The sequence below is a fragment of the Mesorhizobium sp. WSM1343 genome, assembly GCF_055901535.1.
In genome coordinates this window covers 2,201,822-2,225,554 of sequence record NZ_CM148370.1, presented here as the reverse complement: position 1 = coordinate 2,225,554, position 23,733 = coordinate 2,201,822, and the positions used below count along the sequence as shown (strand labels likewise).

17 protein-coding genes are annotated in these 23,733 nt (G+C 62.8%); 9 read left to right on the top strand and 8 right to left on the bottom strand.

All coding sequences use genetic code 11. The annotated features are described in order from the left end of the window. Positions 1-34 precede the first annotated feature (34 nt). From AC0NIL_RS10640 to AC0NIL_RS10625, 4 genes are all read right to left on the bottom strand, one after another. Positions 35-685: a glutathione S-transferase family protein gene (locus AC0NIL_RS10640; protein ID WP_063168879.1), complete on the bottom strand. Its 651-nt coding sequence runs from the start codon at positions 683-685 to the stop codon at positions 35-37. A 71-nt stretch (positions 686-756) separates the two neighbouring features. After that, positions 757-2,523, bottom strand: coding sequence for a Rieske 2Fe-2S domain-containing protein (locus tag AC0NIL_RS10635; RefSeq protein WP_275955047.1), 1,767 nt, complete (start codon positions 2,521-2,523; stop codon positions 757-759). Between the two features lie 21 nt (positions 2,524-2,544). After that, complete coding sequence (locus tag AC0NIL_RS10630) at positions 2,545-3,438, bottom strand: aromatic ring-hydroxylating oxygenase subunit alpha (RefSeq protein WP_275955048.1); 894 nt, start codon at positions 3,436-3,438, stop codon at positions 2,545-2,547. Between the two features lie 29 nt (positions 3,439-3,467). Next, the gene (locus AC0NIL_RS10625; protein ID WP_127369653.1) at positions 3,468-4,325 is read right to left on the bottom strand and encodes an aromatic ring-hydroxylating oxygenase subunit alpha; all 858 of its coding nucleotides are present in this window, start codon (positions 4,323-4,325) and stop codon (positions 3,468-3,470) included. A 250-nt stretch (positions 4,326-4,575) separates the two neighbouring features. Here AC0NIL_RS10625 and AC0NIL_RS10620 point away from each other — a divergent pair, with 250 nt between their 5' ends. The 5 genes from AC0NIL_RS10620 to AC0NIL_RS10600 all read left to right on the top strand — a co-directional run bounded on the left by AC0NIL_RS10620 (position 4,576) and on the right by AC0NIL_RS10600 (position 10,143). Next, complete coding sequence (locus tag AC0NIL_RS10620) at positions 4,576-5,412, top strand: GntR family transcriptional regulator (protein ID WP_013529895.1); 837 nt, start codon at positions 4,576-4,578, stop codon at positions 5,410-5,412. After that, on the top strand, positions 5,409-6,503 hold the full coding sequence (locus AC0NIL_RS10615; protein ID WP_013529894.1) for a BMP family ABC transporter substrate-binding protein: 1,095 nt from the start codon (positions 5,409-5,411) through the stop codon (positions 6,501-6,503). Before AC0NIL_RS10620 ends, AC0NIL_RS10615 begins: the two co-directional genes overlap by 4 nt. Positions 6,504-6,600: 97 nt before the next feature. Further along, on the top strand, positions 6,601-8,148 hold the full coding sequence (locus AC0NIL_RS10610) for an ABC transporter ATP-binding protein (protein WP_275955049.1): 1,548 nt from the start codon (positions 6,601-6,603) through the stop codon (positions 8,146-8,148). Next, positions 8,132-9,223 carry an ABC transporter permease gene (locus AC0NIL_RS10605; protein ID WP_013529892.1) on the top strand — a complete coding sequence of 364 codons (1,092 nt, stop codon included), beginning with the start codon at positions 8,132-8,134 and terminating at the stop codon, positions 9,221-9,223. The genes AC0NIL_RS10610 and AC0NIL_RS10605 overlap by 17 nt, the downstream gene beginning before the upstream one ends. Continuing rightward, positions 9,223-10,143 carry an ABC transporter permease gene (locus tag AC0NIL_RS10600; protein WP_275955050.1) on the top strand — a complete coding sequence of 307 codons (921 nt, stop codon included), beginning with the start codon at positions 9,223-9,225 and terminating at the stop codon, positions 10,141-10,143. Before AC0NIL_RS10605 ends, AC0NIL_RS10600 begins: the two co-directional genes overlap by 1 nt. On the opposite strand, the gene AC0NIL_RS10595 is transcribed toward AC0NIL_RS10600, so the two are convergent. Beyond that, on the bottom strand, positions 10,114-11,085 hold the full coding sequence (locus tag AC0NIL_RS10595; RefSeq protein WP_275955051.1) for an ABC transporter permease: 972 nt from the start codon (positions 11,083-11,085) through the stop codon (positions 10,114-10,116). The two genes, AC0NIL_RS10600 and AC0NIL_RS10595, sit on opposite strands and share 30 nt — an antisense overlap. Beyond that, positions 11,078-11,953, bottom strand: a complete 876-nt coding sequence (locus tag AC0NIL_RS10590) for an ABC transporter permease (RefSeq protein WP_275955052.1) — start codon at positions 11,951-11,953, stop codon at positions 11,078-11,080. The genes AC0NIL_RS10595 and AC0NIL_RS10590 overlap by 8 nt, the downstream gene beginning before the upstream one ends. A gap of 470 nt (positions 11,954-12,423) precedes the next feature. On the opposite strand from AC0NIL_RS10590, the gene AC0NIL_RS10585 reads away from it, so the two are divergent. The 4 genes from AC0NIL_RS10585 (at position 12,424) to AC0NIL_RS10570 (ending at position 21,976) form a co-directional block, all read left to right on the top strand. Beyond that, on the top strand, positions 12,424-13,071 hold the full coding sequence (locus tag AC0NIL_RS10585) for a response regulator transcription factor (RefSeq protein ID WP_013529878.1): 648 nt from the start codon (positions 12,424-12,426) through the stop codon (positions 13,069-13,071). A gap of 316 nt (positions 13,072-13,387) precedes the next feature. After that, on the top strand, positions 13,388-18,781 hold the full coding sequence (locus tag AC0NIL_RS10580; RefSeq protein ID WP_474048591.1) for a DUF5801 repeats-in-toxin domain-containing protein: 5,394 nt from the start codon (positions 13,388-13,390) through the stop codon (positions 18,779-18,781). Between the two features lie 79 nt (positions 18,782-18,860). Then, entirely contained in the window at positions 18,861-20,630 is a 1,770-nt protein-coding gene (locus AC0NIL_RS10575) for a type I secretion system permease/ATPase (protein WP_064995308.1), read from the top strand. Beyond that, the gene (locus AC0NIL_RS10570) at positions 20,627-21,976 is read left to right on the top strand and encodes an HlyD family type I secretion periplasmic adaptor subunit (protein WP_082827485.1); all 1,350 of its coding nucleotides are present in this window, start codon (positions 20,627-20,629) and stop codon (positions 21,974-21,976) included. The genes AC0NIL_RS10575 and AC0NIL_RS10570 overlap by 4 nt, the downstream gene beginning before the upstream one ends. A 21-nt stretch (positions 21,977-21,997) precedes the next feature. On the opposite strand, the gene AC0NIL_RS10565 is transcribed toward AC0NIL_RS10570, so the two are convergent. Then, positions 21,998-22,987 (bottom strand): sulfite exporter TauE/SafE family protein, encoded by a 990-nt coding sequence (locus AC0NIL_RS10565; protein WP_346016466.1) that lies wholly within the window; start codon positions 22,985-22,987, stop codon positions 21,998-22,000. Further along, positions 22,959-23,705 (bottom strand): pyridoxal 4-dehydrogenase, SDR-type, encoded by a 747-nt coding sequence (pldH, locus tag AC0NIL_RS10560; RefSeq protein ID WP_275954995.1) that lies wholly within the window; start codon positions 23,703-23,705, stop codon positions 22,959-22,961. Before pldH ends, AC0NIL_RS10565 begins: the two co-directional genes overlap by 29 nt. Between the last annotated feature and the right edge of the window lie 28 nt (positions 23,706-23,733).

Below are 23,733 nucleotides of genomic sequence, written 5' to 3'. Positions count from 1 at the left end.
TTTGCCGGGCCAGAACGCGGCGCTGATGATCAGACTATGCGGCGATCTTGCCGGGGCCGGCGGGAAACACACCCGACATGACGGTGAAGCCCTTGATGCGCTTGACACGGTCGCACCAGCGCCGAATAGCCGGATAGTCCTGGCGCGGAACACCGCCTTCCTCCGACAGGATGATGTAAGGAAAACAGGCGATGTCGGCGATGGTCGGGTGACTGGCCGAACAGATCCAGTTGCGGCCCTGCTGTTCGCCGAACCACAGATGCTCGTCGAGGATACGGAAAAGGCGATGCGCGCCGGCACGCGCGGCGTCGATATCGAAGTCATAAAACAGCGCATCGTGCAGGCGGGCGGCCGACGCCGTCGAAGTGATACCGTCTGCAAAGGCCAGCCACTGGCTGATCTCGCCCAGCAGAGCGGGATTGTCCCGCGGATACCAGGTGCCCGACGGATCGTATTTCGAGGCGAGATAGACAAGGATCGCTTGGGCATCGCGCAAGATCAGCTCTTCATCCTCGATGACCGGCAGCTGGCCAAGCGGATTGAGTTTCAGGAACCATTCCGACTTGTGTTCGCGGCCGGGGTAGAAGTCGACCGGCACGGTCTTGTAGTCGATGCCGAGAAAACTCATCAGCAGCCGCAGCTTGTAGCAATTGCCCGACAGTTCGTAGTCGTAAAGCGTGATCATCGGCGGCTCCTAAAGCAATTCCAGGAAACGTGTGTAACGGTTTTCCGTCCGGAATTGCGTAAAACAAACAGTTAGATGTCCAGCACGAGGCGTGCCGATTTGGCGCGCGAAACGCAGGTCATGATCTTGGTTCCGGCCTTCCTCTCGGCATCGTTGAGGTAGACGTCCTGATGGTCCGGTTCGCCCTCGATCACCGTCGCCACGCAAGTGCCGCAGGCGCCTTGCTCGCAAGACGACGGAACATCGATGCCGCTTTCGCGCATGACCTGCATGATCGTCTTGCCCGCCGGCACCTGAAGCGTGACGCAGGAGCGCGCCAGCGCGACCTCGAAGCTCGAACTGTCGTCGATCTTGTTGGTGTTCTTGAAGTACTCGAAATGGACGGCGCTATCCGGCCAGCCCTGCTCGGCCGCGATCTTGCGCGCGGCTTCCAGCATCGGTCCCGGGCCGCAGATGTAGAGATGCATGCCATTGCGATAACCGGCGAGGAGTTGTCGAAGCTCGGCGCCGGTCGCGTCGGGCGAGAGGCCGAGATGCGGCTTCAGCGCATCGCCGAGATGCTTCAGCCGATCGGCAAAGGCGAGGTGTTCCTCGCCTTGCGCGAAATAATGCAGCTCGTGCGCAAGCTCCTGGTTCTTCAGCGCCTGCGCCATGGCGAGCAGCGGCGTGATGCCGATGCCGCCGGCGACGAACAGCGTCTTGATCGCATCGCGGCGCAGCGGGAAGTTGTTGCGTGGCTCGGAAATCGCCAGCACGTCGCCCTCTCGCACCGTCTCATGCATGCATTTCGAGCCACCCTTGGAGTCCCGTTCCAGCTTGACGCCGATGGTGAAGCTGTCGGTTTCACCGGGACCGTTGGTGATCGAATACTGCCTGATCTCGCCATTGGGCATGTGGACGTCGATATGGGCTCCAGGCTGGAACGTCGGCAGGATGCCCTTGATCGGACGAAGCTCGAAGCCTGCGATCCCGTCAGCGGTCTGCCATTTTCTGGCCACGCTGACACGCAGCGCAGCCTTGCGGCCATGCGTGGTCACCTCAGGCATTTCCGCGAGTTCGGCCGAGACCCGTTCGTAGACCGGCTCGAGCGGCGCCGGCGCCGGCGCGTTCGCCACGTCGCGCTCGACCTCGTCGCGCAGCTTGGAAAGCCGCTCATTGTGGTGACGCAGAATGGCAATGCGCGCGGTGCCCTCGGCCTCCTGATCGAGCACGCCGCGGATCACCGAACGGTTGGAATCGACCGGCTGCACGAAGAAAACGCCCTGCGTCTCGGCGCCGCTGGCTCGCGAGCGAAGCGCCACAGCGAAATCCTGGGCGGCTTCGACGAGAATGTCGGCGCCCTCGCCATCGATCGCTCCGTTGGGTTGAAAGCGATAGGCTCTCAGCCTCTCGACGACCTTGTCGGCCGGCGCGTTGACCGCGATGCCGCGCAAGGCGAAGAGCTTGCCTTCGGCGAGGCCGGCAATCTCAGGCACCTCCCCGCGCGGCTCTTCCGAGGACCAGACCAAGCCATAACGTTCGACCGCCGGAAAAGTGCGGTTGGTGATGGTGCGGGCGGGTGCATCGGCCGGATGAGCCGGGATATAGGTGCAGCCAGCGGTGCGGTTCGAATAACGCCAGCCGTGATACTGGCATTTCAGTTCGCGCCCGTCATTGATGCCGATCGACAGCCTGACGCCGCGATGCAGGCAGCGGTTCTCCCAGATGTTGACGTAACCGTCATCGGCCCGCCACACGGCGAATTCCCGGCCGAGCAACTGGCCGTGGAAAACGTGGCGAAACGGCAAATCATGGGCAGCGGCGATCGGATGCCACCGGCTTCTGGCTTCTTCCAACATCAATCGTCTCCAAAATGTCTGTCAGGCTGCAGCCGGGATGACCCCGTAGGTCACGCCCTTCTGGCTGAGCCAGCGCCGGTAGGCGATGGCCGACTTGTCAGCGCGGATCGGCGTCTCGGCGCGCGGATCGAGCGGCAGGCGCTTCGGCACCTGGTTTTCCAGGATCGGCTTGTCCTGGCCGAAGATCGTCTGCTGGAAACGCTTGATCACCTTGTCTTCATTGTCTTCGTCGAGCACACAAAGCAGCATGTGGGCGCGCACATGCTCCTGGTCGACCGGCTGCAGGAAGACGGCGATGACATCGCGCCGGGTCTCGTCGATCGGGCTCGATTTATAGAGCACCGAGCAATAGGGATGCGGCACGCGATAGACGTAGTCGACGTCGGCGCCGCCATCGGACGCCGTCGACGCCATCGGCTGGAAGAAGCGGCAGCGCGTGGCCAGGATCTCGTCGCGATCGACGGAGATCTCGACGTCGTATTCCTTGACTTCGGTATGTGGCTCGACGCCGAGTATGTCGGTATGCACATAGGGGAAGTGGCCCATGTCGAGAAAGTTCTCGATGGCGCGCGGCGCCGAGACGTTGACGCCGAACGTTGCCGCATTGAGCTTGCGGCGGTCCGGCTCTTGATATTCGGGGATCGGGAACAACTCGGCCGGCGGCGACCCGAGCGAGGTCCAGACATAGCCATAGGCGCTTATTGCAGGCAGCCTGTCGGCGGGTGGAATATGGTCAGCCCTTTGCACATCGGAACGCGAGCGCCAGACGACGGGCTCGCCATCCACGTCCACCGCAAAGCTGAGGCGCTCCTCGAGCAGAACGGTCTTCTGGACGGCGCCGGGAGCAGCTTCCGCGATGGCGCCCACGGGATGCCAGAGATTGAGGATCACGGGATCAGCGCATTTCGTCATCATGTTATCCCTTCAAATACCCTCGGACGTCATCAGATCTGTGCCGGTATCGCACCATAGGTGACCGCCCTGTCACGCAGCCAGCGCCGATAGGAAACCGAGACGGCATCGGCGCGGATCGGCGTCTCGGCGCGCGGATCGAGCGGCAGGCGCTTGGGGACCTGGTTTTCCAGGATCGGCTTGTCCTGCGCGAAGATCAATTGCATGAAACTGCGCACCGTCGCCGCGTCCATGCCCTCCTTGAGGTAGCAGAGATAGGGATGCGCGACGCAGTTCTCCTCGTCGACCGGCTGCACGAACAGCGTGATGACATCCAGCCTCCCCTTCTGGATCGGATTGCTCTTGTAGAGCGCCACCGTATAGGGTCGGATCACCTTGTAGATGTACTCGACGACGAACCCTTCCTTCGCGGTCGGCGACGCGATGGGCTGGTAGAATTTGCATTCGGTCGCCAGCACCTCGTCCTGGGGCGTGATTTCCACCTTGTAAGGCACGACCTCGGTATGCGGCTCCTCGCCGAGCCAGCCGGTGTGGATGAAGGGGAAATGCCCCATGTCGAGAAAATTCTCGACGGCGCGAAGGCCCGACACCTTGACCGCGATCGAGCCGCCGCTGACCAGATGTCGATCCGCCTCGTTGGCCTCGGGGATGTAGATGATGTCGCGCCAGGGTTTGTCCAGACAGGTCCAGACGAAGCCATAGCGCTCGGCGCTCTTCAACACGTCGCCGGTATCGTTGCGAACGACTTCGATCTTGTCTGAATGTTTTCGAACGACGAGATCGACCCCAAGCAGACGGGTCGAAAAGGGCACATCCTGGCTGAGCGATTCCTGGTCAGCGACGATATGCCAGTCGTTCAGAAGCTCGCGGTCGACGCAACGGGTTGCCATCGGCATCCCTCCCAACTCGGCTAGCCCTTCACCACGAACCTAGCCTGACGTTTCGCAATGACGAAATCACAAGATTGGATACCAATCAATGATTTTTTGTCAGCCAAAATCATTTTTTGTGTTGACAGACTATGATGATTGAATTCCGATATGGAAAACCTGAACCTGGGATATGGCACATCCCGAAGCGTCATGTCTTCATCATGGAAAGCCTGCTGATCATGTCGTCGCAAAGGCGGAGAACCGTGCCTTGAGCAGCCGCTCCCAGACGATCGCGGACACGCTGACCCGCGCCATCATCGACCATCGGCTGGTGCCCGGCTGCAAGCTCGGCGAGCGCGAGCTTGCCGAGATATTCGATGTCAGCCGCATCGTGGTGCGTCAGGCCCTGATACGGCTCGCCGATGACGGGCTGGCGCAGATCGAGCGCAACCGCGGCGCCTTCGTCGCCAGGCCAAGCATGCAGGAGGCAATGGAGATTTACGACGCGCTGACCCTTGTCGAACAGGGGGTGGCGGCCCAGCTCAGCGATCGCCTTGGCCCCGCCGGATGGGCCGAGCTGCGCCAGCATGTCGAACGCCAGCGCCAGGCAGTCGCCGCCGGCAACGATGCGCTGGCCGACGTGCTCGGCCAGGAATTCCACACGGTGTTCGTGCGCCTTAGTCGCAACAAGGTGATGCAGGAAATCCATGCCCAGCTGGTGCGCCGCACGACGCTGCTGCGCTCGCTCATTTCAGCCGATTTCGACTATTGCAATCTGCTCGACGATCATTCGAGGGTCGTCGACCTCCTGGAAAAGGGCCGCCTGAAACAGGCCATGGACCTGATCGACACGCATCACCGCACCGTGGTGCGCGGCTACATCATGGATCGCGAGGTGTTTCCGGAGATGACGCCTGCCGAAGCGCTCGCACCCTATCTCGACGGCAAGGCCGACGGAGCAACGATATCGGCTGGATTGAGGCAGGCAAAACCATCCGGGAATGGCGACGGCGCGGTGCACGCGCACGTCCATCTCCCTAACAAAGACCGGGCATCGACAAGCCGGGCATCAACCAAAAAAACCAACAGAGGGTTACCGACATGAACGACCTGACAAGACGCGGATTCCTGAAATACAGCGGTGCGCTGGGTGCTGCGCTCGGTGCTGGAGGGCTGAGCACGGTCGCCAAGGCTCAAGAGGTGCTCAAGATCGGCGTCGTCTACGTCTCGCCGATCGCCGAAATCGGCTGGACCAAGCAGCACAGCCTTGGCGTCGAGGCGATCAAAGCCGCGTTCGGCGACAAGGCCGAACTCACCGTCATCGACAACATCTTTATGCCGCAGGATGCGGAGCGCATTTTCCGCGAGCTGGCCAGCGCCGGCAACAAACTGATCTTCGGCACCAGCTTTTCGCACGGAACGCCGATGCAGAAAGTGGCGCCGCGGTTCCCCAAGGTGGCTTTCGAACATTGCTCCGGCATCGTCCACCTTGCCAATCTGGGTACCTTTGAAGCCAAATATTACGAGGGCACTTTCGTCGCCGGCGCGGCCGGCGGCTACATGTCGAAATCCGGCAAGATTGGATTCATCGGCGGCTTTCCGATTCCGGATATCGTCGGCCCGGCCAACGCGCTGCTGCTCGGTGCGCAAAGCGTCAATCCGAACGCCACCTGCAACGCCATCTTCCTCAATTCCTGGTTCGATCCGGGCAAGGAGAAGGAGGCCGCCAAGACGCTGCTTTCGCAAGGCTGCGATGTCATCTGCTCGATGACCGACACGGCGACGGGCGTCCAGGTCGCGGGTGAAGGCGGCGCCTGGTCGATCGGCTACGCCAGCGACATGGCCAAGTTCGCTTCGGGCAAACAGCTGACGTCCTTTGTCCTCGACTGGACCAGCGACTATGTCGGCGCCGCCAAGGCCGTCGCCGCCGGCACCTGGAAGCCGGAAGTGCGCTGGGATGGACTGGCGGCGGGCGTCGTGAAGATGGCGCCCTACAATGACGGCATACCGGCCGACACCAAGGCCAAGCTGAAGCAGCTCGAGGCCGACATCGGCAGCGGCAAGGTGCACCCCTATGGCGGCGAGTTGAAGGACCAGGCCGGCAACCTCAAGGTCGCTGCAGGCTCCGTCCTGGCCGATGACGATGTTCGCGGCATGAACTGGTTCGTCAAAGGCATGATCGGCAAGCTGAGCTGAACGCCATCAAAGAACCAGGGAGGCGCCGAGACCGACCTTCGGCGTCTCTCTGCCTGGTTCCCGTCCAACCTCGCTTCACGCCACGGCAGGACCCGCCATGCATCCGCGTCTAGAACTGCGCAACATCCGCAAGCGCTATCCCGGCGTCGTCGCCAATGACGACGTCTCGCTGTCTATCCAGCCCGGCGAAATCCACGCGGTGCTGGGCGAAAACGGCGCCGGCAAATCGACCCTGATGAAGATCATCTATGGCGCGGCGCAGGCCGATTCCGGCGAGATCTTCTGCGACGGCAATCCGATCGCGGCGCACAACCCGGCGACGTCGCGCGCGCTCGGCATCGAGATGGTCTACCAGCACTTCGCGCTGTTCGAATCCGTTTCAGTGGTCGAGAACATTGCGCTCTCGGCAAGCAGCGCCTTCGATCTGCCCTCGCTTGCCGCCAAGATCCGCGAGCTTTCGCTTCGCTACGGTATGCCGATCGATCCGCATCGCCAGGTGCATGACCTCTCTGTCGGCGAGCGGCAGCGCGTCGAGATCGTGCGCTGCCTGCTGCAGGCGCCCAAGCTTCTGATCCTCGACGAGCCGACTTCCGTGCTGACGCCACAGGCGGTGGTCAAGCTGTTCGAGACGCTTCGACAACTCGCCGCTGAAGGCTGCAGCATCGTCTACATCAGCCACAAGCTCGACGAGGTGCAGGAGCTCTGTGACACCGCAACCGTGCTGCGCAACGGCAAGGTCACCGGCACCGCTCGGCCGAAAGAGACGACCTCGCTCGAGCTCGCCCGCATGATGGTCGGTTCGAAGCTGCCGGAAATGCATGTCAGCCCGCCGACCCCGAGCGAGAAGCCAGTGCTCGAGGTCAACAACCTTTCGGTCAAGGCAAGAGACCATTTCGGCGTGGATCTGAAGGACGTCTCCTTCAACGTTCATGGCGGGGAAATCGTCGGCCTGGCGGGAGTGTCCGGAAACGGCCAGGCGGAGCTTATCGCCTTGCTCAGCGGCGAACGCACGCATCACAACAACGACGCGATCAGGATTTGCGGTACCGCTGCCGCTCGCCTTCGTGCCGACGAGCGCCGTAAGCTCGGTCTCGCCTTCGTTCCCGAGGAACGGCTGGGGCGCGGCGCGGTACCGTCGCATACGCTGTGGGAGAACGCGGTTCTGACCGCCCATCGCTTCGGCACCGTCCGCAACGGCCTGGTCGACCGGCGCAAAGCCAGCGCCTTCGCAGCTGGCATCATCGACAGGTTCAAGGTCAAGGCCAACGGTCCGGCTTCGACGGCGCAAAGCCTGTCGGGCGGCAATCTGCAGAAATTCATCGTCGGCCGTGAGATCGCGCTCGAGCCGAAGCTTCTGCTTGTCTCCCAGCCGACCTGGGGCGTCGATGTCGGCGCCAGCGCCTTCATCCGCCAGACCATCGTCGACCTCAGCCGCGCCGGCGCGGCGGTGCTCGTCGTCTCCGAAGAACTCGACGAGCTGTTCGAGATTTGTGACCGGCTTCTGGTGATCTGCCAGGGGCGCGTGTCACCGCCGCTGATACGCAAGACGACCGACCGCGAAGAGGTCGGGCTGCTGATGACCGGTCGAACGATGAGCACGGATCAAATGGCAATTGGGAGTGGCGACGTTGCGCTTCAGGATTGAACAAAGGCCGGAGCCTTCGGCAACAATGCGCGTCGCGGCGCCGGTGCTGGCGTCGGTTTTGACGCTGGTCGTCGGCTCGATCTTTTTTGCCTCGCTCGGACACGATCCGCTGCCGACGCTCTACGCCTTCTTTGTCGAGCCGTTGAATTCCCTCAACGGTTTGTCGGAATGGCTGCTCAAGGCTTCGCCGCTGATCCTCATTGCGTGTGGGCTGGCTATCGGCTTCCGCGCCAATGTCTGGAACATCGGCGCCGAGGGCCAGTTCACCATGGGCGCGATTGCGGCGAGCGGCGTCGGTCTTTTCTGGCCGAACCCGGACAGCGTGCTGCTGTTGCCGTTGATGTTCGTTGCCGGCATGGGCGCCGGCATGGCATGGGCGGCGATCCCTGCCTTCCTGCGCGCCCGCATGAACACCAACGAGATCCTGGTCACGCTGATGATGACCTACATCGCGACGCTGTTCCTGTCCTATCTCGTGCATGGACCGTGGCGCGATCCGGCCGGTTTCAACTACCCGCAGACGGCACTTCTGCCGACAGCCGCCCTGTTCGAATCCTTCGACCCGGCCTATCGGCTCAACCCTTCGATCTTCATCACCGTCGTCGCCGTGTTCGTGATGTGGCTGTTCACTGACCGCAGCTTCCTTGGCTACAAGATGTCGGTGAGCGGAGCGGCACCGCTAGCCGCCCGCTATGCCGGCTTTCGCGAATCTGCCGCCGTCTGGATCGGGCTGATGGCGGGTGGTGCGGCCGCCGGCATCGCCGGCATGGCGGAAGCCGCCGGGCCGCTCGGCCAGCTCTCGCCGCAGATTTCGCCCGGCTACGGTTTCGCGGCCATCATCGTCGCCTTCATCGGCCGGCTGAACGCCTTCGGCATCGTGCTTGGCGGGCTGTTGATGTCGCTGCTTTTCCTCGGCGGCGAAGGCGTGCAGATGACGCTGGGCCTGCCCTCGGCGCTGACGCGCATCTTCCAGGGCATTCTTCTGTTCTTCCTGCTCGCCGCCGACTTCTTCATTTTTTATCGCATCCGCCTGATACGGCCGGCCCGAGACACGCACGCGCTGGAGACAGCCTGATGGACTTGATCATCGCCATCTTCACCGGCACCGTCATCGCCGCCACGCCGCTGATATTCGCGGCACTCGGCGAACTGGTGGTCGAGAAGTCCGGCGTGCTCAACCTCGGCATCGAAGGCATGATGCTGATGGGCGCGGCATTGGCTTTCTGGGCCGTAACCGCAGGCTATCCAATGCCGGTTGCGATCCTGGCCGGCGCCCTGGCAGGTGCCGCCGCCTCGCTGCTGTTCGGCGTTCTGGCACTGACCTTCCTCACCAATCAATATGCGGCCGGACTGGCGCTGGCCATCTTCGGTTCCGGCGTGTCGGCCTTCCTTGGCCGCGGCTTCGGCAGCGAGCCTATCGAGGCGCTGCACGGCATCAACGTCCCTGTTCTGTCCGATCTGCCGCTGATCGGTCCGTTGCTCTTCCGCTTCGATCCGATGGTCTACCTGGCTCTGGTGATGTTCGCTGCCATCAGCTGGTTTCTCTACCGCACGAAGGCCGGGCTGATCCTGCGAACGATCGGCGAGTCACCGCAGACATCGCATGCGATCGGCTATCCCGTGATCAGGATCCGCTACATGGCCGTGCTGTTTGGCGGGGCGATGGCTGGCCTGGCGGGCGCCTATCTGTCCGTCGCCTACACACCGCTCTGGGTCGAGAACATGACTGCCGGCAAAGGCTGGATCGCACTGGCGCTGGTGGTTTTCGCCACATGGCGCCCGCTGCGCATCCTGCTTGGCGCCTGGCTGTTCGGCGGCATGACGATCCTCCAGCTGCAGGGACAGGCGCTCGGACTGGAAGTGCCGTCCGAACTGCTCTCGGCCCTGCCCTATCTCGCGACAATCATCGTTCTGGTGCTGATCTCGCGAAACCAGCAAATGCTGGCGCTGCACTTCCCGGCTTCGCTAGCAAAGCCTTTCCGCCCGGCGGGTTGAGCAGCAGGGTCTATTCCCTGTTGTAGGGAATGCCGAGCGCCACGGGCTGATGGGTGCGCGCCGCAGGCCCGCAAGCAGCACAAGTGACGCCACATAGGGCAAGACGAGGAACAACTGGTGGGGGACAGGAATCCCCACCACTTGCGCATGGATGCCCAACGCCTCCAGAAACGCGAAGATGAAGATCGCTCCAACGATCCGGAACGGCATCCAGTTGCCGGCGATGATCGCGACCACGACCAGCCAGCCGCGGCCGGCAATGAGATCGGGAACGAACTTGTCCGAATAGCCAAGCATCAGGAAGGCGCCGCCGAAGCCGGACATCATGCTGCCGAACATGATCGCGAGGCACTGCCTGAGGCCGACGTGCAGGCCCTTGACGTCAAGCGCCTTCGGATTTTCGCCGACACAGCGCACCTCAAGGCCGTATTTCGTTCGGTAGAGAAAGAACCAGACGAGGATGGGCACCAGGAAGCTGACATAGGTCAGCAGGCGTTGGGAAAACAGCACCGGCCCCAGGATCGGAATATCCGACAGATAGGGGATCGGAACCTGGTCGAAGCCGATGAAGGTCGGCGCCTCGCGACCGCCAATATAGGCCTGGAACCAGAACAGCGTCACGCCCGATGCCAGGAGATTAAGGGCAAGGCCGGCTACGAATTGCTCGGCCTTCAAAACAATCGTGACGAACGACATGATCAGGCTGCTCGCGGCGCAGGCCAGGATGGCTATCGCCAGAGCCAGCCAAGGCGATCCGGTTGTCGAGGCAACCATGTAGGCGACAATGGCGCCAATCAGCATGGTGCCTTCGACAGCGATGTTCCAGATGCCCGCGCGCTGCGTGACAAGTTCGCCCATTGCCGAAAAAAGCAATGGCGTGGCAATGCGGACCATCGCCGCCAGGAGGCTTATCAGAAGCGGGCCCTGCAGCAGCTCAAGCATGGACTTCCCTCCTCACGATCTGAAGGCGCGTTGCGACGGCGGCACTGAGAAAGAACAAAAGCACCAGCCCTTCCATCGCCGACACCAGACCTGCCGGCGTGCCACTCTTCAGCCGCATGTAGATCGTGCCGCTTTCCAGCGCGCCGAAGAACAGGGCGGCGATCATCACGCCGCTCGGGCGCAGTCCTCCCACCATGGCAACGACGATCCCCGAACTGCCGATGCCAAGCAGCGTCTCGGCACGCAGCCGGTGCGAGACACCGAAAAGCTCGCCGGCGCCAGCCAGTCCCGCCAGGGCCCCCGACATCAGCATGACGGTCAGCAGAAGCCGGCGCACATTGGTGCCGCGAAACGTCAGCGCGGTCGGGTTTGAGCCGAACGCGCGGATTTCGTAGCCCAGCGACGTCTTGTCGAGCAGCACCGCTGCGAATGCCGAGGCGGCGAGAGCGAACAGGAAGCCGACATGCAGCTTTCCCGCCCCAACGGCCAAGAGGATCGGCCACTCCAGACTTGGATCGATGGGCGGCGACTGGTGATAGGATACGGTCACGCCTGTCGCCATCCAGGGGCCGCCATCGAGAAGGTAGGCGAGCAGGTACATGACGACGTAATTCAGCATCACCGTCGAAATGATCTCGCTGGTGCCGAACCTGGTTTTCAGTGCGCCGGCCAACAGGCCGAGCACGCCGCCGCCCGCCATTCCGGCCAGCGCGAGTGTGCAGACGGCCAGCCAGCCTGGCAATGGCGCTATCCAGAAACTCACCCAATAGGCGGCCATCGCGCCGGCGAACACCTGCCCCTCCTGGCCGATGTTCCAGATCTTGGCCCTGAATGCGAACACCGTGCCCAGCCCGGTTGCCGACGGCATACCCGCAGTTCAACCTGAATATTTGAAGCCGCCGTCGGATTGCTTTCGCTGTCAGCCTTCACCGGCAAATGCTCGCTTGCGGTCGACCAGGTAACGCCGTCGCACCGCACAAGCTCGGCCCGTTCAGCCGTAGCATCGAAGCCTGAATTGGCAGCTCGACGCGTGGGGGAAAGGCGGTAGCGCGCTGGCGCTACCAAATTTCTCACCCAGGAGTGCGGTGAGACGTCCGGCGATTTCGACTTCGATTCCGCGGATCATCGTGCGATCGAATGCTGGCATTTCAACCAGGTCCAGCATCGCCTCCGCAGAATCGTCAGCCGGCCTGCTACGCTGCGAGGGAGCCCGCCGGTCCGTCGTAGATTATAGCAATATGTATATTAGCTATTCCTTGACAATCGATGTGGGCTCTGGTTTCCTGATTTTACGGGTATTTAACCAAGTTCGTTGCGTTTTTTACGGACGGTGTTCGCATGTCAACAGTGGTTGTCGCGGACCCGCGGGGGGTATATCTCGCCGGTCTGGAATGGGTGTTGCAGAAGGCTGGACACGATGTTGTCGCCCAGTGTCGCCGCCCTGTGGACGTTCTCGCTCATGTGGAGCGCCATCAGCCTGATATGGTCATCGTAGGCGTGGATCTCGCGGATCAGCAGACATCAGGTCTTTCCTCACGGCTGAAGGCCGGCAACAGCGCTCTCGGCATCATCTTCATCGTACAGCCAACCGGCAGGCTCGATGTCAGGGAAATACAGACGCTCGACGTCGATGGCCTGTTTCTGGACGGCATCAGCCACCGCTTTCTCATCGAATGCGTGAATGCGGTGGCGGCGGGCAAGAAGTGGATCGACAACAAGATCGTCCAGCAGCTGCTGATGCCCGGTTCGCAGCCGCAGCCAATGTCCCGGCTGACCGGGCGGGAGACCGAAATCGCCGATCTCGTCTCGCGCGGGCTGCGCAACAAGACCATCGCGCAGCGGCTGCATTTATCCGAAGGCACGGTGAAGATGCACCTGCATCACGTCTACGAGAAGTTGCACCTAGGCGGCCGGGCGGAACTGGCCTGGATGACGCACGGCAAAGCCGCCGAGCGTCCGGGAATGGGCCGAACCGGCCTGCTCTGAACACTCTCCACTCGCACCGACATTGTACGCACGGCAACGGCCGCAGAGCCGTCTGGCGGCATCTGGCGCGTGCCTGCGCGACCTCCCGCAGCGCCGGTCAACCTGACCTATCGATGGATATATATCGTTCGATCAGGTGCGGACATTGACCGCAATACTATCGAAGCGGGAATGGACGCGCCCTCTGCGCCGGCGGCACAATGAAATTGGAGGGGCGCATTTCAGTATGCGACCGGCTGCACCGGGGTAGGTGCATTTCCGGCATTAGGGGCTGCATCCCTTTTCCAGAGAGAATTTTGAACCAAGGAGAATCTCCATGGCACTCGACATCTTGACCCAGGACATCGTCCTCGACGAGACCACCGGATTTACGGACGATGATATCAATCCGGCCATTCCGCCTTACGATACCAACCCCACGGTGCAATATCTCCTAAGTCTCGACGATCCGGGTGGGCTGACCTCGCCGGAGGTCGCCTTCCAGGCCAACTTCGTCGTGGCCTCGGCGAGCGCGGGAGAAACCATCACCTCGGTCGTTCTCTCCCAGAATCTCACCGGAACCCCGTTTTCCACCACCGTCGGCGTCAACAGCGGCATTCAGACGGTCGATGGCAATTATGTCTGGCTGTTCAAAGACGCAGACCCGACCCATGCAAACGTCGTAATCGGTGTCATCGGCACCTCTGACCCGTCGGCCGCACCGGCCGCAACCGGCCCGCTCGCTTTCTCGTTTGGGCTGGTCAGCACCAGCGCCACCAATGCGGACCTGTACACGGTCGAGTATGTGCCGTTGCTCAATCCGGACGCGACCAATCCGGACGACCGTATCGGTTTGACCAACAAGGTGTTCGCGTCGGTCACCGGCACCTCCGTGGCTAGTTTTCTGGGCTCAGCCGCCGCGCCCGGCAACAATGATTTCTATCTGATCAATTCGGCCAATGACGCTTCCAAGCAGCTGCTGGTAATCGGTTTGAACGGTGGCAGTGCCAACGTCAGCGAACAGGGCTTCGGCATCAACAACCAGAGCATCAATCCGAACGAAACGCTGCAGGTCGATTTTGTCACCGGCGGTACCCTGAACGCAGGGAGTGCGTCGCAAATCCAGTACGGCAACCACATCGAGACCATCACGCAGGCCGGGTTCACGATCAGCCAGATCACACCTTCCACTCCGACTGCGCGTGTGGACGTCACCGTCAGCGCCTTCAACAATACGGGCAACGACCAAGGCACGAACTTCTTTGACGGCACCACGACCAGCCCCGTGGATATCACCGGCATCAAGTTGACGGGTACATCGGGGTTTGCGTCCGTCATCACTGTCGATGGCACCTATGCGACCGGCAGCGGCAACATCACCGTCACCGGGCTCAGCGGGACCGGAAACGCCGTCACCATCACCGGGCTCGACAACACCACCACCGTCGATATCACCACCGGCAGCCCAATGGATCGGCTGACGGTCAAAGGGGTCGATGCAAACGAGGGGTGCGACATCTCGGAGTTCCATTTCTCGGCGACGAGCACCAACGCCTATAGCGAAGAGGTCGGCTCCCACATCAACTTCGACGATGATGGCCCGAGCATCTCGACCACCGGCGCCGAGCCGACGCTGACCGTCGACGAGTCGGTTCTTACCACCAACGACACGCAGAGCTTTGCCGCCAACTTCAGTTCGGGCTTCGGCGCCGACGGGGCCGGCACGCTGACCTACGCACTGGGCGTCGTGGCAGGCCCTTCGGGTCTGATCGACACGGCGACCGGCCAGGCGGTCATCCTCTCGCTCAATGGCAGCGTCGTTGAAGGTCACACCATCGGCTCCAACGACCTCGTATTCACCGTCTCCGTCAGCGCCGCCGGCGCCGTCACCCTCGACCAGCTCCGGGCGGTGGTCCATGCCGACGCCAGCAACCCCGACGACAGCACCAGCCTGGCCGCCGACAATCTGGTCACGCTCACCGCGACTGTCACCGACAAGGATGGCGACCACCTGTCGGCCAGCCTCGACATCGGCCAGAACCTCAACTTCAAGGATGATGGCCCGAGCATCTCGACCACCGGCGCCGAGCCGACGCTGACCGTCGACGAGTCGGTTCTTACCACCAACGACACGCAGAGCTTTGCCGCCAACTTCAGTTCGGGCTTCGGCGCCGACGGGGCCGGCACGCTGACCTACGCACTGGGCGTCGTGGCAGGCCCTTCGGGTCTGATCGACACGGCGACCGGCCAGGCGGTCATCCTCTCGCTCAATGGCAGCGTCGTTGAAGGCCACACCATCGGCTCCAACGACCTCGTATTCACCGTCTCCGTCAGCGCCGCCGGCGCCGTCACCCTTGACCAGCTCCGGGCGGTGGTCCATGCCGACGCCAGCAACCCCGACGACAGCACCAGCCTGGCCGCCGACAATCTGGTCACGCTCACCGCGACTGTCACCGACAAGGATGGCGACCACCTGTCGGCCAGCCTCGACATCGGCCAGAACCTCAACTTCAAGGATGATGGCCCGAGCATCTCGACCACCGGCGCCGAGCCGACGCTGACCGTCGACGAGTCGGTTCTTACCACCAACGACACGCAGAGCTTTGCCGCCAACTTCAGTTCGGGCTTCGGCGCCGACGGGGCCGGCACGCTGACCTACGCACTGGGCGTCGTGGCAGGCCCTTCGGGTCTGATCGACACGGCGACCGGCCAGGCGGTCATCCTCTCGCTCAATGGCAGCGTCGTTGAAGGCCACACCATCGGCTCCAACGACCTCGTATTCACCGTCTCCGTCAGCGCCGCCGGCGCCGTCACCCTCGACCAGCTCCGGGCGGTGGTCCATGCCGACGCCAGCAACCCCGACGACAGCACCAGCCTGGCCGCCGACAATCTGGTCACGCTCACCGCGACTGTCACCGACAAGGATGGCGACCACCTGTCGGCCAGCCTCGACATCGGCCAGAATCTCAACTTCAAGGATGATGGCCCGAGCATCTCGACCACCGGCGCCGAGCCGACGCTGACCGTCGACGAGTCGGTTCTTACCACCAACGATACGCAGAGCTTTGCCGCCAACTTCAGTTCGGGCTTCGGCGCCGACGGGGCCGGCACGCTGACCTACGCACTGGGCGTCGTGGCAGGCCCTTCGGGTCTGATCGACACGGCGACCGGTCAGGCAGTCGTCCTCTCGCTCAATGGCAGCGTCGTTGAAGGTCACACCATCGGCTCCAACGAACTCGTATTCACCGTCTCCGTCAGCGCCGCCGGCGCCGTCACCCTCGACCAGCTCCGGGCGGTGGTCCATGCCGACGCCAGCAACCCCGACGACAGCACCAGCCTGGCCGCCGACAATCTGGTCACGCTCACCGCGACCGTCACCGACAAGGATGGCGACCACCTGTCGGCCAGCCTCGACATCGGCCAGAACCTCAACTTCAAGGATGATGGCCCGAGCATCTCGACCACCGGCGCCGAGCCGACGCTGACCGTCGACGAGTCGGTTCTTACCACCAACGATACGCAGAGCTTTGCCGCCAACTTCAGTTCGGGCTTCGGCGCCGACGGGGCCGGCACGCTGACCTACGCACTGGGCGTCGTGGCAGGCCCTTCGGGTCTGATCGACACGGCGACCGGCCAGGCAGTCGTCCTCTCGCTCAATGGCAGCGTCGTTGAAGGTCACACCATCGGCTCCAACGAACTCGTATTCACCGTCTCCGTCAGCGCCGCCGGCGCCGTCACCCTCGACCAGCTCCGGGCGGTGGTCCATGCCGACGCCAGCAACCCCGACGACAGCACCAGCCTGGCCGCCGACAATCTGGTCACGCTCACCGCGACCGTCACCGACAAGGATGGCGACCACCTGTCGGCCAGCCTCGACATCGGCCAGAACCTCAACTTCAAGGATGATGGCCCGAGCATCTCGACCACCGGCGCCGAGCCGACGCTGACCGTCGACGAGTCCAACTTGGGTGCCAACAGTGCGGATTTCGCGACCGTTTTCACCCCAAACGCCGGCGCGGATAGTGACGCTATCAGCTATGCGCTCGGCATCAATCAGGTTACGAACGTTAGCGGCCTCACTGACACCTTGACCGGCCTGTCCGTCCTGCTTTTCGTCGAAGGCGGCGAGGTGGTCGGTCGTGCCGGTTCAGCCGCTGGCGATATTGTGTTCACGGTGAGCGTGGCTGTTGACGGGACCGTGACGCTCGATCAGGCACGTGCCGTCATACACTCGCCCGACACCGGACCGGATCAGCAAACATCGCTGGCAGCCGATGATCTCGTAACCTTGACGGCGATCATCACCGACGGTGACGGCGACCAGGCCTCGGACAGTGTCAACATCGGTACAAGCCTCGTCTTCAAGGATGATGCGCCGACGATCACAGTGCCGTTCGACGGTGACCAGAACGCCGGCAACGGTATCGGGACCCCCGAGACTCTGGCCAACACGCTCAACGCGTCGGCCACCGGAGCCTTCGGGTACGACATCGGCGCGGATGCTCATCCGGCCGCGTTCTATGCGAGTGGTTCTGACTTTGTCGACCAGAATGGCGCGCTTGCCGGCGTCCAGATCGGGCTCGCCGGCACGATCACCGGCGGCGGCGGTGGTAACATTCTCACCTCGGAGGTGACGCTGGCGTCGGAGAGCCTTACCTCCGCGACGTTCAACTTCACTTTCACCTACGACAAGGATCCGGCGGCTGGCACCCAGACCGGAACGGCGGGCGGCACCCTCGTCTTCGACAAGATTGCCGATACTTATACCATCCACCTGACCGACCCTCTCGAAGGCTTCAGCTTCGACGTTATCCACACCAGCCAACTCTTGTCCAAGGAGCCCCTCGGCAATACGGGCCACCCACAGATCGTGCTGGAAAAATTGCAGGCTGATGATCCGAATACGCCGGCTAACGAAAACTTCTACGTGCAGTTCACGGGCAACTTGATCAACAAAGCCAACCCATTCAGCTTGACAGCCAATGGCGAGGGGTCATCCGGCGACGCCACCTTCACCCTAGGTGGTCACGAGATGGTGAGCAACGCCAATGAAAGCTGGGTATCCGCGACGCAGAGCACCAACGGTGTCGCCGGTGACACGATCCAGAAAGGCGAACTGCTCACATTGCGGTTCTTCGACAGCAACGTCGGTATCAACAGTCAGAACGAGGCTACCCAGCCGACAGCGACCGCCGGCACCATGGCCATCAAGTTCGATGGCATCGGCAACAGCGAGGATCTGATGCTGATCCTCAACCTGATCGACGACAAGGGCACGGCGTCGACGCTCGACGATGTCTCGATTACGAGGGCGATGTACGTGCAGAATGCCGACATCTTCAAGATGGGTCACGTCCCGGCCCCGTACAGCGGCGAGTTCACGCTCGACAACAATGACGGCCTCGTGATCATCGAGCAGAACGACTACAACGCGGCCGGCGAGCACTTCGTGTTGCAGGGTGTCCAGATCATGCAGTCGGGCAACGGCATCACCGGCAACAACACGGCAATCAACCTGAACCCGACGACCGGCGCCGGTGGCGGCAGCGATGCGACCACCAACCTGGTGAATTTCGACCCCACCGACAACGACGTGCTGAAGATCACGGACATCGGCTTCACCTCGACCTCGACCCAGACGCCGGATGCCCACCTCGACTTCGCCTTCAAAGTGGCGGACGCGGACGCGGACCAGACAGCGATGCAGCACATACTTGTCGACGTCGCCTGACACTGGCCAACGGGGGGCAGCCAATGCTGCCCCCAACCTTCCCGCACGAGATGTCATCCCGCACACCAGAGAAATAACGATGAAAACCAAACAACAGCCCCCTGCCCTGCAGGTGGTGATGAAAGAGGCCAGACGTGCCATCCGGCCGCTTGTCTGGTTCAGCGGCGGCATCAACGTGTTGATGCTGACCGGAGCGCTCTACATGCTCCAAGTCTACCACCGCGTGTTGTCCAGCCACAGCCTGGAGACGCTGGTGATGCTGTCGCTGATGGCGGCAGGGGCGCTCGCGGCAATGGCGGGGCTTGAGGTGGTGCGCGGGCGCCTGCTGGCTACCGTCGGATCGTGGATGAACGCGCGATTGGCACCGGTTCTCCTGACCGCATCGGTGGAATATGCCGCCTCGGCGCCAGGCCAAGCCAACGCCCGTCCGCTGCGCGACCTGGATCAAGTGCGCAACTTCTTCACCAGCCCCAGCATCTTCCCGATCCTCGACGCGCCTTGGGCACCGTTGTTCTTCGTTGCCATATTCTTCATGCACCCATGGCTGGGCTGGTTGGCGCTTTGCGGCGGGATCGTGCTGTTTGCTTTGGCGCTGCTCAACGAATACCTCACACGCAAGCCGCTGACCGAGGCCGCAAGCGCACAGTCGCGGGCCTATGTGCAAGCCGAGGCGGCGATCCGCAACGCCGAGGTCGTCCAGGCGATGGGCATGTTGAAGCCATTGCTGGAAGGCTGGAAGGCCCAACAGGACGAGGCCAACAAGGGACAGGTTCTTGCCGCCAACCGTGGCGGCGTCATCGCGGCCATCGCGCGTTGCCACCGGCTGGCCCTGCAAATGGCCATACTCGGCCTCGGCGCCTATCTGGTTCTTCGCAACGAGGCCTCGCCAGGCATCATGATCTCCGCCTCGATCCTGATGGGTCGCGCCTTGTCGCCGGTCGAGCAAGCGATCGGCACATGGAAGGCGACGGTGGGAGCGCGTGCCGCTTACAAACGCCTCACCGCGGTCGCCGGACAGCACCGGGAAGCCACACCGGTCCTGCCACTGCCCCGTCCGAAAGGCAGGTTTGAGGCCGACAACCTTGTGCTTGCCCGACAGGGTGGCGAGCACATCCTGAAAGGCATCAGCTTCCGTCTCGAGCCGGGTGAAGCGATGGCCCTGATCGGTCCGAGCGGGGCCGGCAAGACGAGCCTGGCGCGCATACTTGCCGGTGCCTGGCGCCCGTCGGGGGGGCGTGCCTTGCTGGACGGAACGGATGTTGCCCAATGGGCGGCGGAAGACCGTGGCCGTTATGTCGGCTATTTGCCGCAGGACATCGAACTCTTCGCCGGCACCGTATCCGACAACATCGCCCGCTTTGCGACGGTCAATCCGGCGGTCTTCCAGCACGTGATCAAGGCAGCGCAGTTGGCCGGCGTCCACGAACTCATCAAGGGGCTGCCGAAGGCCTACGGCACCGAGATCGGCGAGGCGGGTGCGATACTGTCGGGCGGGCAGCGCCAACGCATCGGGCTGGCGCGGGCACTTTACGGCGACCCCACGCTGCTTATCCTCGACGAACCCAATTCCAACCTCGACAGGGAGGGCGAGGAGGCATTGATTGCCGCTCTCGGCGTGGCCAAGGCGACGAACACAACCGTTATCCTGATCGCGCACCGCGCCAACATCTTGGAGAAGGTAGACAAGATACTGGTCCTCAACAGGGGTCAGCAAGATCTCTTCGGGCCGCGCGACCATGTCTTCAACGAACTCGCCAGCCGCGTCAGCAAGGTGGCCCATCTGCCCAAGGCTACCCAGTTGCCTGCCCTCGAAGTGGTCAAGGAAACCAAAGAGGTCAAGGAAGCATGAGCCGCCCCCCGGAATTGAACGTCGTGCCGTTGCCCCTTCCGCCGCCCTCCCTGCTGCAACCGATGCCGCTGCGTCTCACAGGCGTGACCTGCACCGGGTTCGCGATCATGTTCCTGTTCTTCGGCGTCGCGGGAGGTTGGGCGGCCCTGGCACCGTTGGACAGCGCCGCTGTGGCGCCGGGCGTTATCAAGGTCGCCGGCGACCGCAAGCTGATCCAGCACCTCGAGGGCGGCATCATCGCGGAGTTGAACGCAGCCAACGGTGATGTCGTCAAGGCCGGCAAGATCCTCGTCCGGCTCGACGACACGCAGGCAAAGGCGCAGCTCGACCTGATCCAGAACCGGATAGCAACGCGTGAGGCGCTGGCCGCGCGTCTCAGGGCCGAGCGTGACGGCAGGGCCGAGATCGAGTTCGATCCGGCGTTGCTCGCCAACCCCGCCACCGCCGCAAGGGACGCGGTGGCCGCACAGCGTGACGTGTTCGCTGCGAAGCACCACAATCTGGCGGACGAGCGGGAAATCCTCAGCCAGCGCCGCCACCAGACCGAGGAGGAGATAAAGGGACTGGAAGAGCTTATCGTCACCAAGGACAAACAGATCGAGGCAATCGAGGGTGAGACCAAAGACCTCGAGAGTCTCCTCAAGAAGGGGCTGACTACCCGCGAGCGGAACCTGTTGCTCAGACGACAGCAGCAGGAGATCGAGGGCGAGCGCGCCACCAACATCGCCGCAATCGCCCGCGCCAGAAGCGCCATGGCCGAGATCGACATGCAGATCCTGAACCTCGACACCGTGCGGCTCAACGAGTCCGTCGATGAGTTGAGCAAGGTCGAGGCGGAACTGTTCGACCTGAGACAGGAGGAGCGTGCCGCCAGGGACGTGCTTACCCGTACCGATGTCGTCGCACCGGTTGACGGCATCGTCATGGATCTGAAGGTCCACACCGCGGGCGGTGTCGTGAAACCCGGCGATACATTGATGACGATCGTACCGCTCGGACAACAACTCGTGGTCGAAGCCATGGTCAAACCGGAGGATGTCGAGACGATCGCACCCGGACAGCCCGCGCGCGTCAGCTTCCCGGCCTTCGCCCGCTACAACCTGCCGCCGCTCGAGGGTGTCGTGGAGATCGTGTCGGCCGACCGCATGGTTGAGGAGCGCAGCGGCGCACCGTATTTCGCCGCGACGGTTGTGATCGACAAAAGCGAACTCGGCAAGCTGGAGGGCCGCAAGCTGCTGCCCGGCATGTCGAGCGAGACGATGATCCGGACGGGGGCTCGCACCGTTCTCTCTTATCTCGCCGAGCCGATCACGCAGAACTTCCGCCGGGCCATGCGGGAAAAATAGCCGTACGCCGCCCAGCGAAATTCAAGACAGCAGCATTCGCCCGGCCGTGATCGCCAGGAAGAATGCAAAGGCAAGTTTCAGGTAGCGCGGGTTGAGCGCGTGGGCGAGCCTTGCGCCCAAGGGTGCGAAGAGGAAGCTCACGGGCGCTATGATGGCAACCGCCGGCAGGCTGACGTAACCCAGGCTGAGCGGAGGCCTGCCTGCGATTGCGAGACCCGACCAGATGAAGCCAGCCACTGCCGGAAGCGCAATAAGCAGGCCAAGCGCCGACGATGTGCCTACGGCCCGGTGCACAGGAAAGGAAAAACTGGAAAGCGTCGGCACCGAGAGCGTCCCGCCACCGATTCCCATGAGCGAAGAGACAAAGCCGATGACAGAGGCGATCGCGCGGTTGATCCAGCCGCTTTGCGGCAGGTGATCGGAGATCACGAGGTGCTTCGGCAACGCCATGTTGAGGGCCACCAGCAGGCCGACGATGCCGAAAACCAGCCGCAAGCCGGCGCCCGGGATGAACTTCGACGTGATGCCACCGATCAGGGCACTCACGAAAACGGCCGGTCCCCACAGAGTGAGCAGAGGCCGATCGACATTGCCGCGCCTGTTGTGCGACCGCATTGACGAGATCGAGGTGGGGATGATGACCGCAAGCGACGTCGCGACAGCCAGATGGCTGATCACAGCAGGCGAAAAGTGGAACAGGCTAAGCACCCAGAACAGCACCGGGACGATGACGATGCCGCCGCCGACCCCCAGCAGACCGGCGAGCACGCCGGAGGCCATTCCGGTCATGGCCAGACCGGCGACCAGCATTGCAATCGTCAGCCCGTCGAAAACCGACGTGTCGAATCCGAAGTCCACTGTGATTTTTCCTTGATTGGCCGACTGCGGCCTTGCGGATACATTTTTGGCCGCGCCTGTCCGCCCGTCGCGACCTGGGTGCAGATCGCCCGAAAGCGTACAGGGGTTTGGGGTGCGGAATGCTTTAGTGGCGCACCATCCCGGCGTCGACATTGAGCGTCTGGCCGGTGATCCAGCGCGCATCGTCGGAGGCCAGGAACGAGACCACATCGGCGATATGTTCCGGCTGCCCCTTGCCTTTCATCGCCTGAAGCATCTCGACGAAGCCGAACGCCTCATTGTGCGGGCTCGCCTTGACGCCGTCGCTCTCGATCAGGCCGGGCGTCACCGCATTGGCGGTGATGTTGTATTTGCCGAGTTCGGTGGCGAGCGCCCTGGTGAAGCCGATGACGCCACCCTTGGCCGCGACATAGGCCGCCATGTTCGGCGTGCCGGCAAAGAAGGTGTTGGATGCGATGCTGATCACCCGCCCAGCTTTGCCTGCCGCACGCATCTGGTCCGTGCCGGCGCGGCTGACGATGAAGGTGCCTGTCAAATTGACGTCGATGATCTTGCGCCAATGGTCGAGGTCGACATCGTCCCAGGCGACGAACGGCACGATGCTGGCATTGTTGACCAGGATGTCGATGCCCCCGGTCAGGATCTGGATTTCGGCGAAGAGTGCCTTGACGGAGGCCGGATCGGAAATGTCGGCGGCAATCGCCCTCGCCCTTCCGCCTATTGCCGCGGCCGCCGCCTTGGCGCCTTCGGCATTGATGTCGCTGACGATGACGGTTGCCCCGTCGGCGGCGAGCCGCGCGGCGATCGCCTTGCCGATACCCTGCGCAGCGCCCGTAACCAGGGCCGTCTTCCCCGCAAGCCGTTCAGTCATGAAAATGCTCCCTCAATCCGTGGTGATA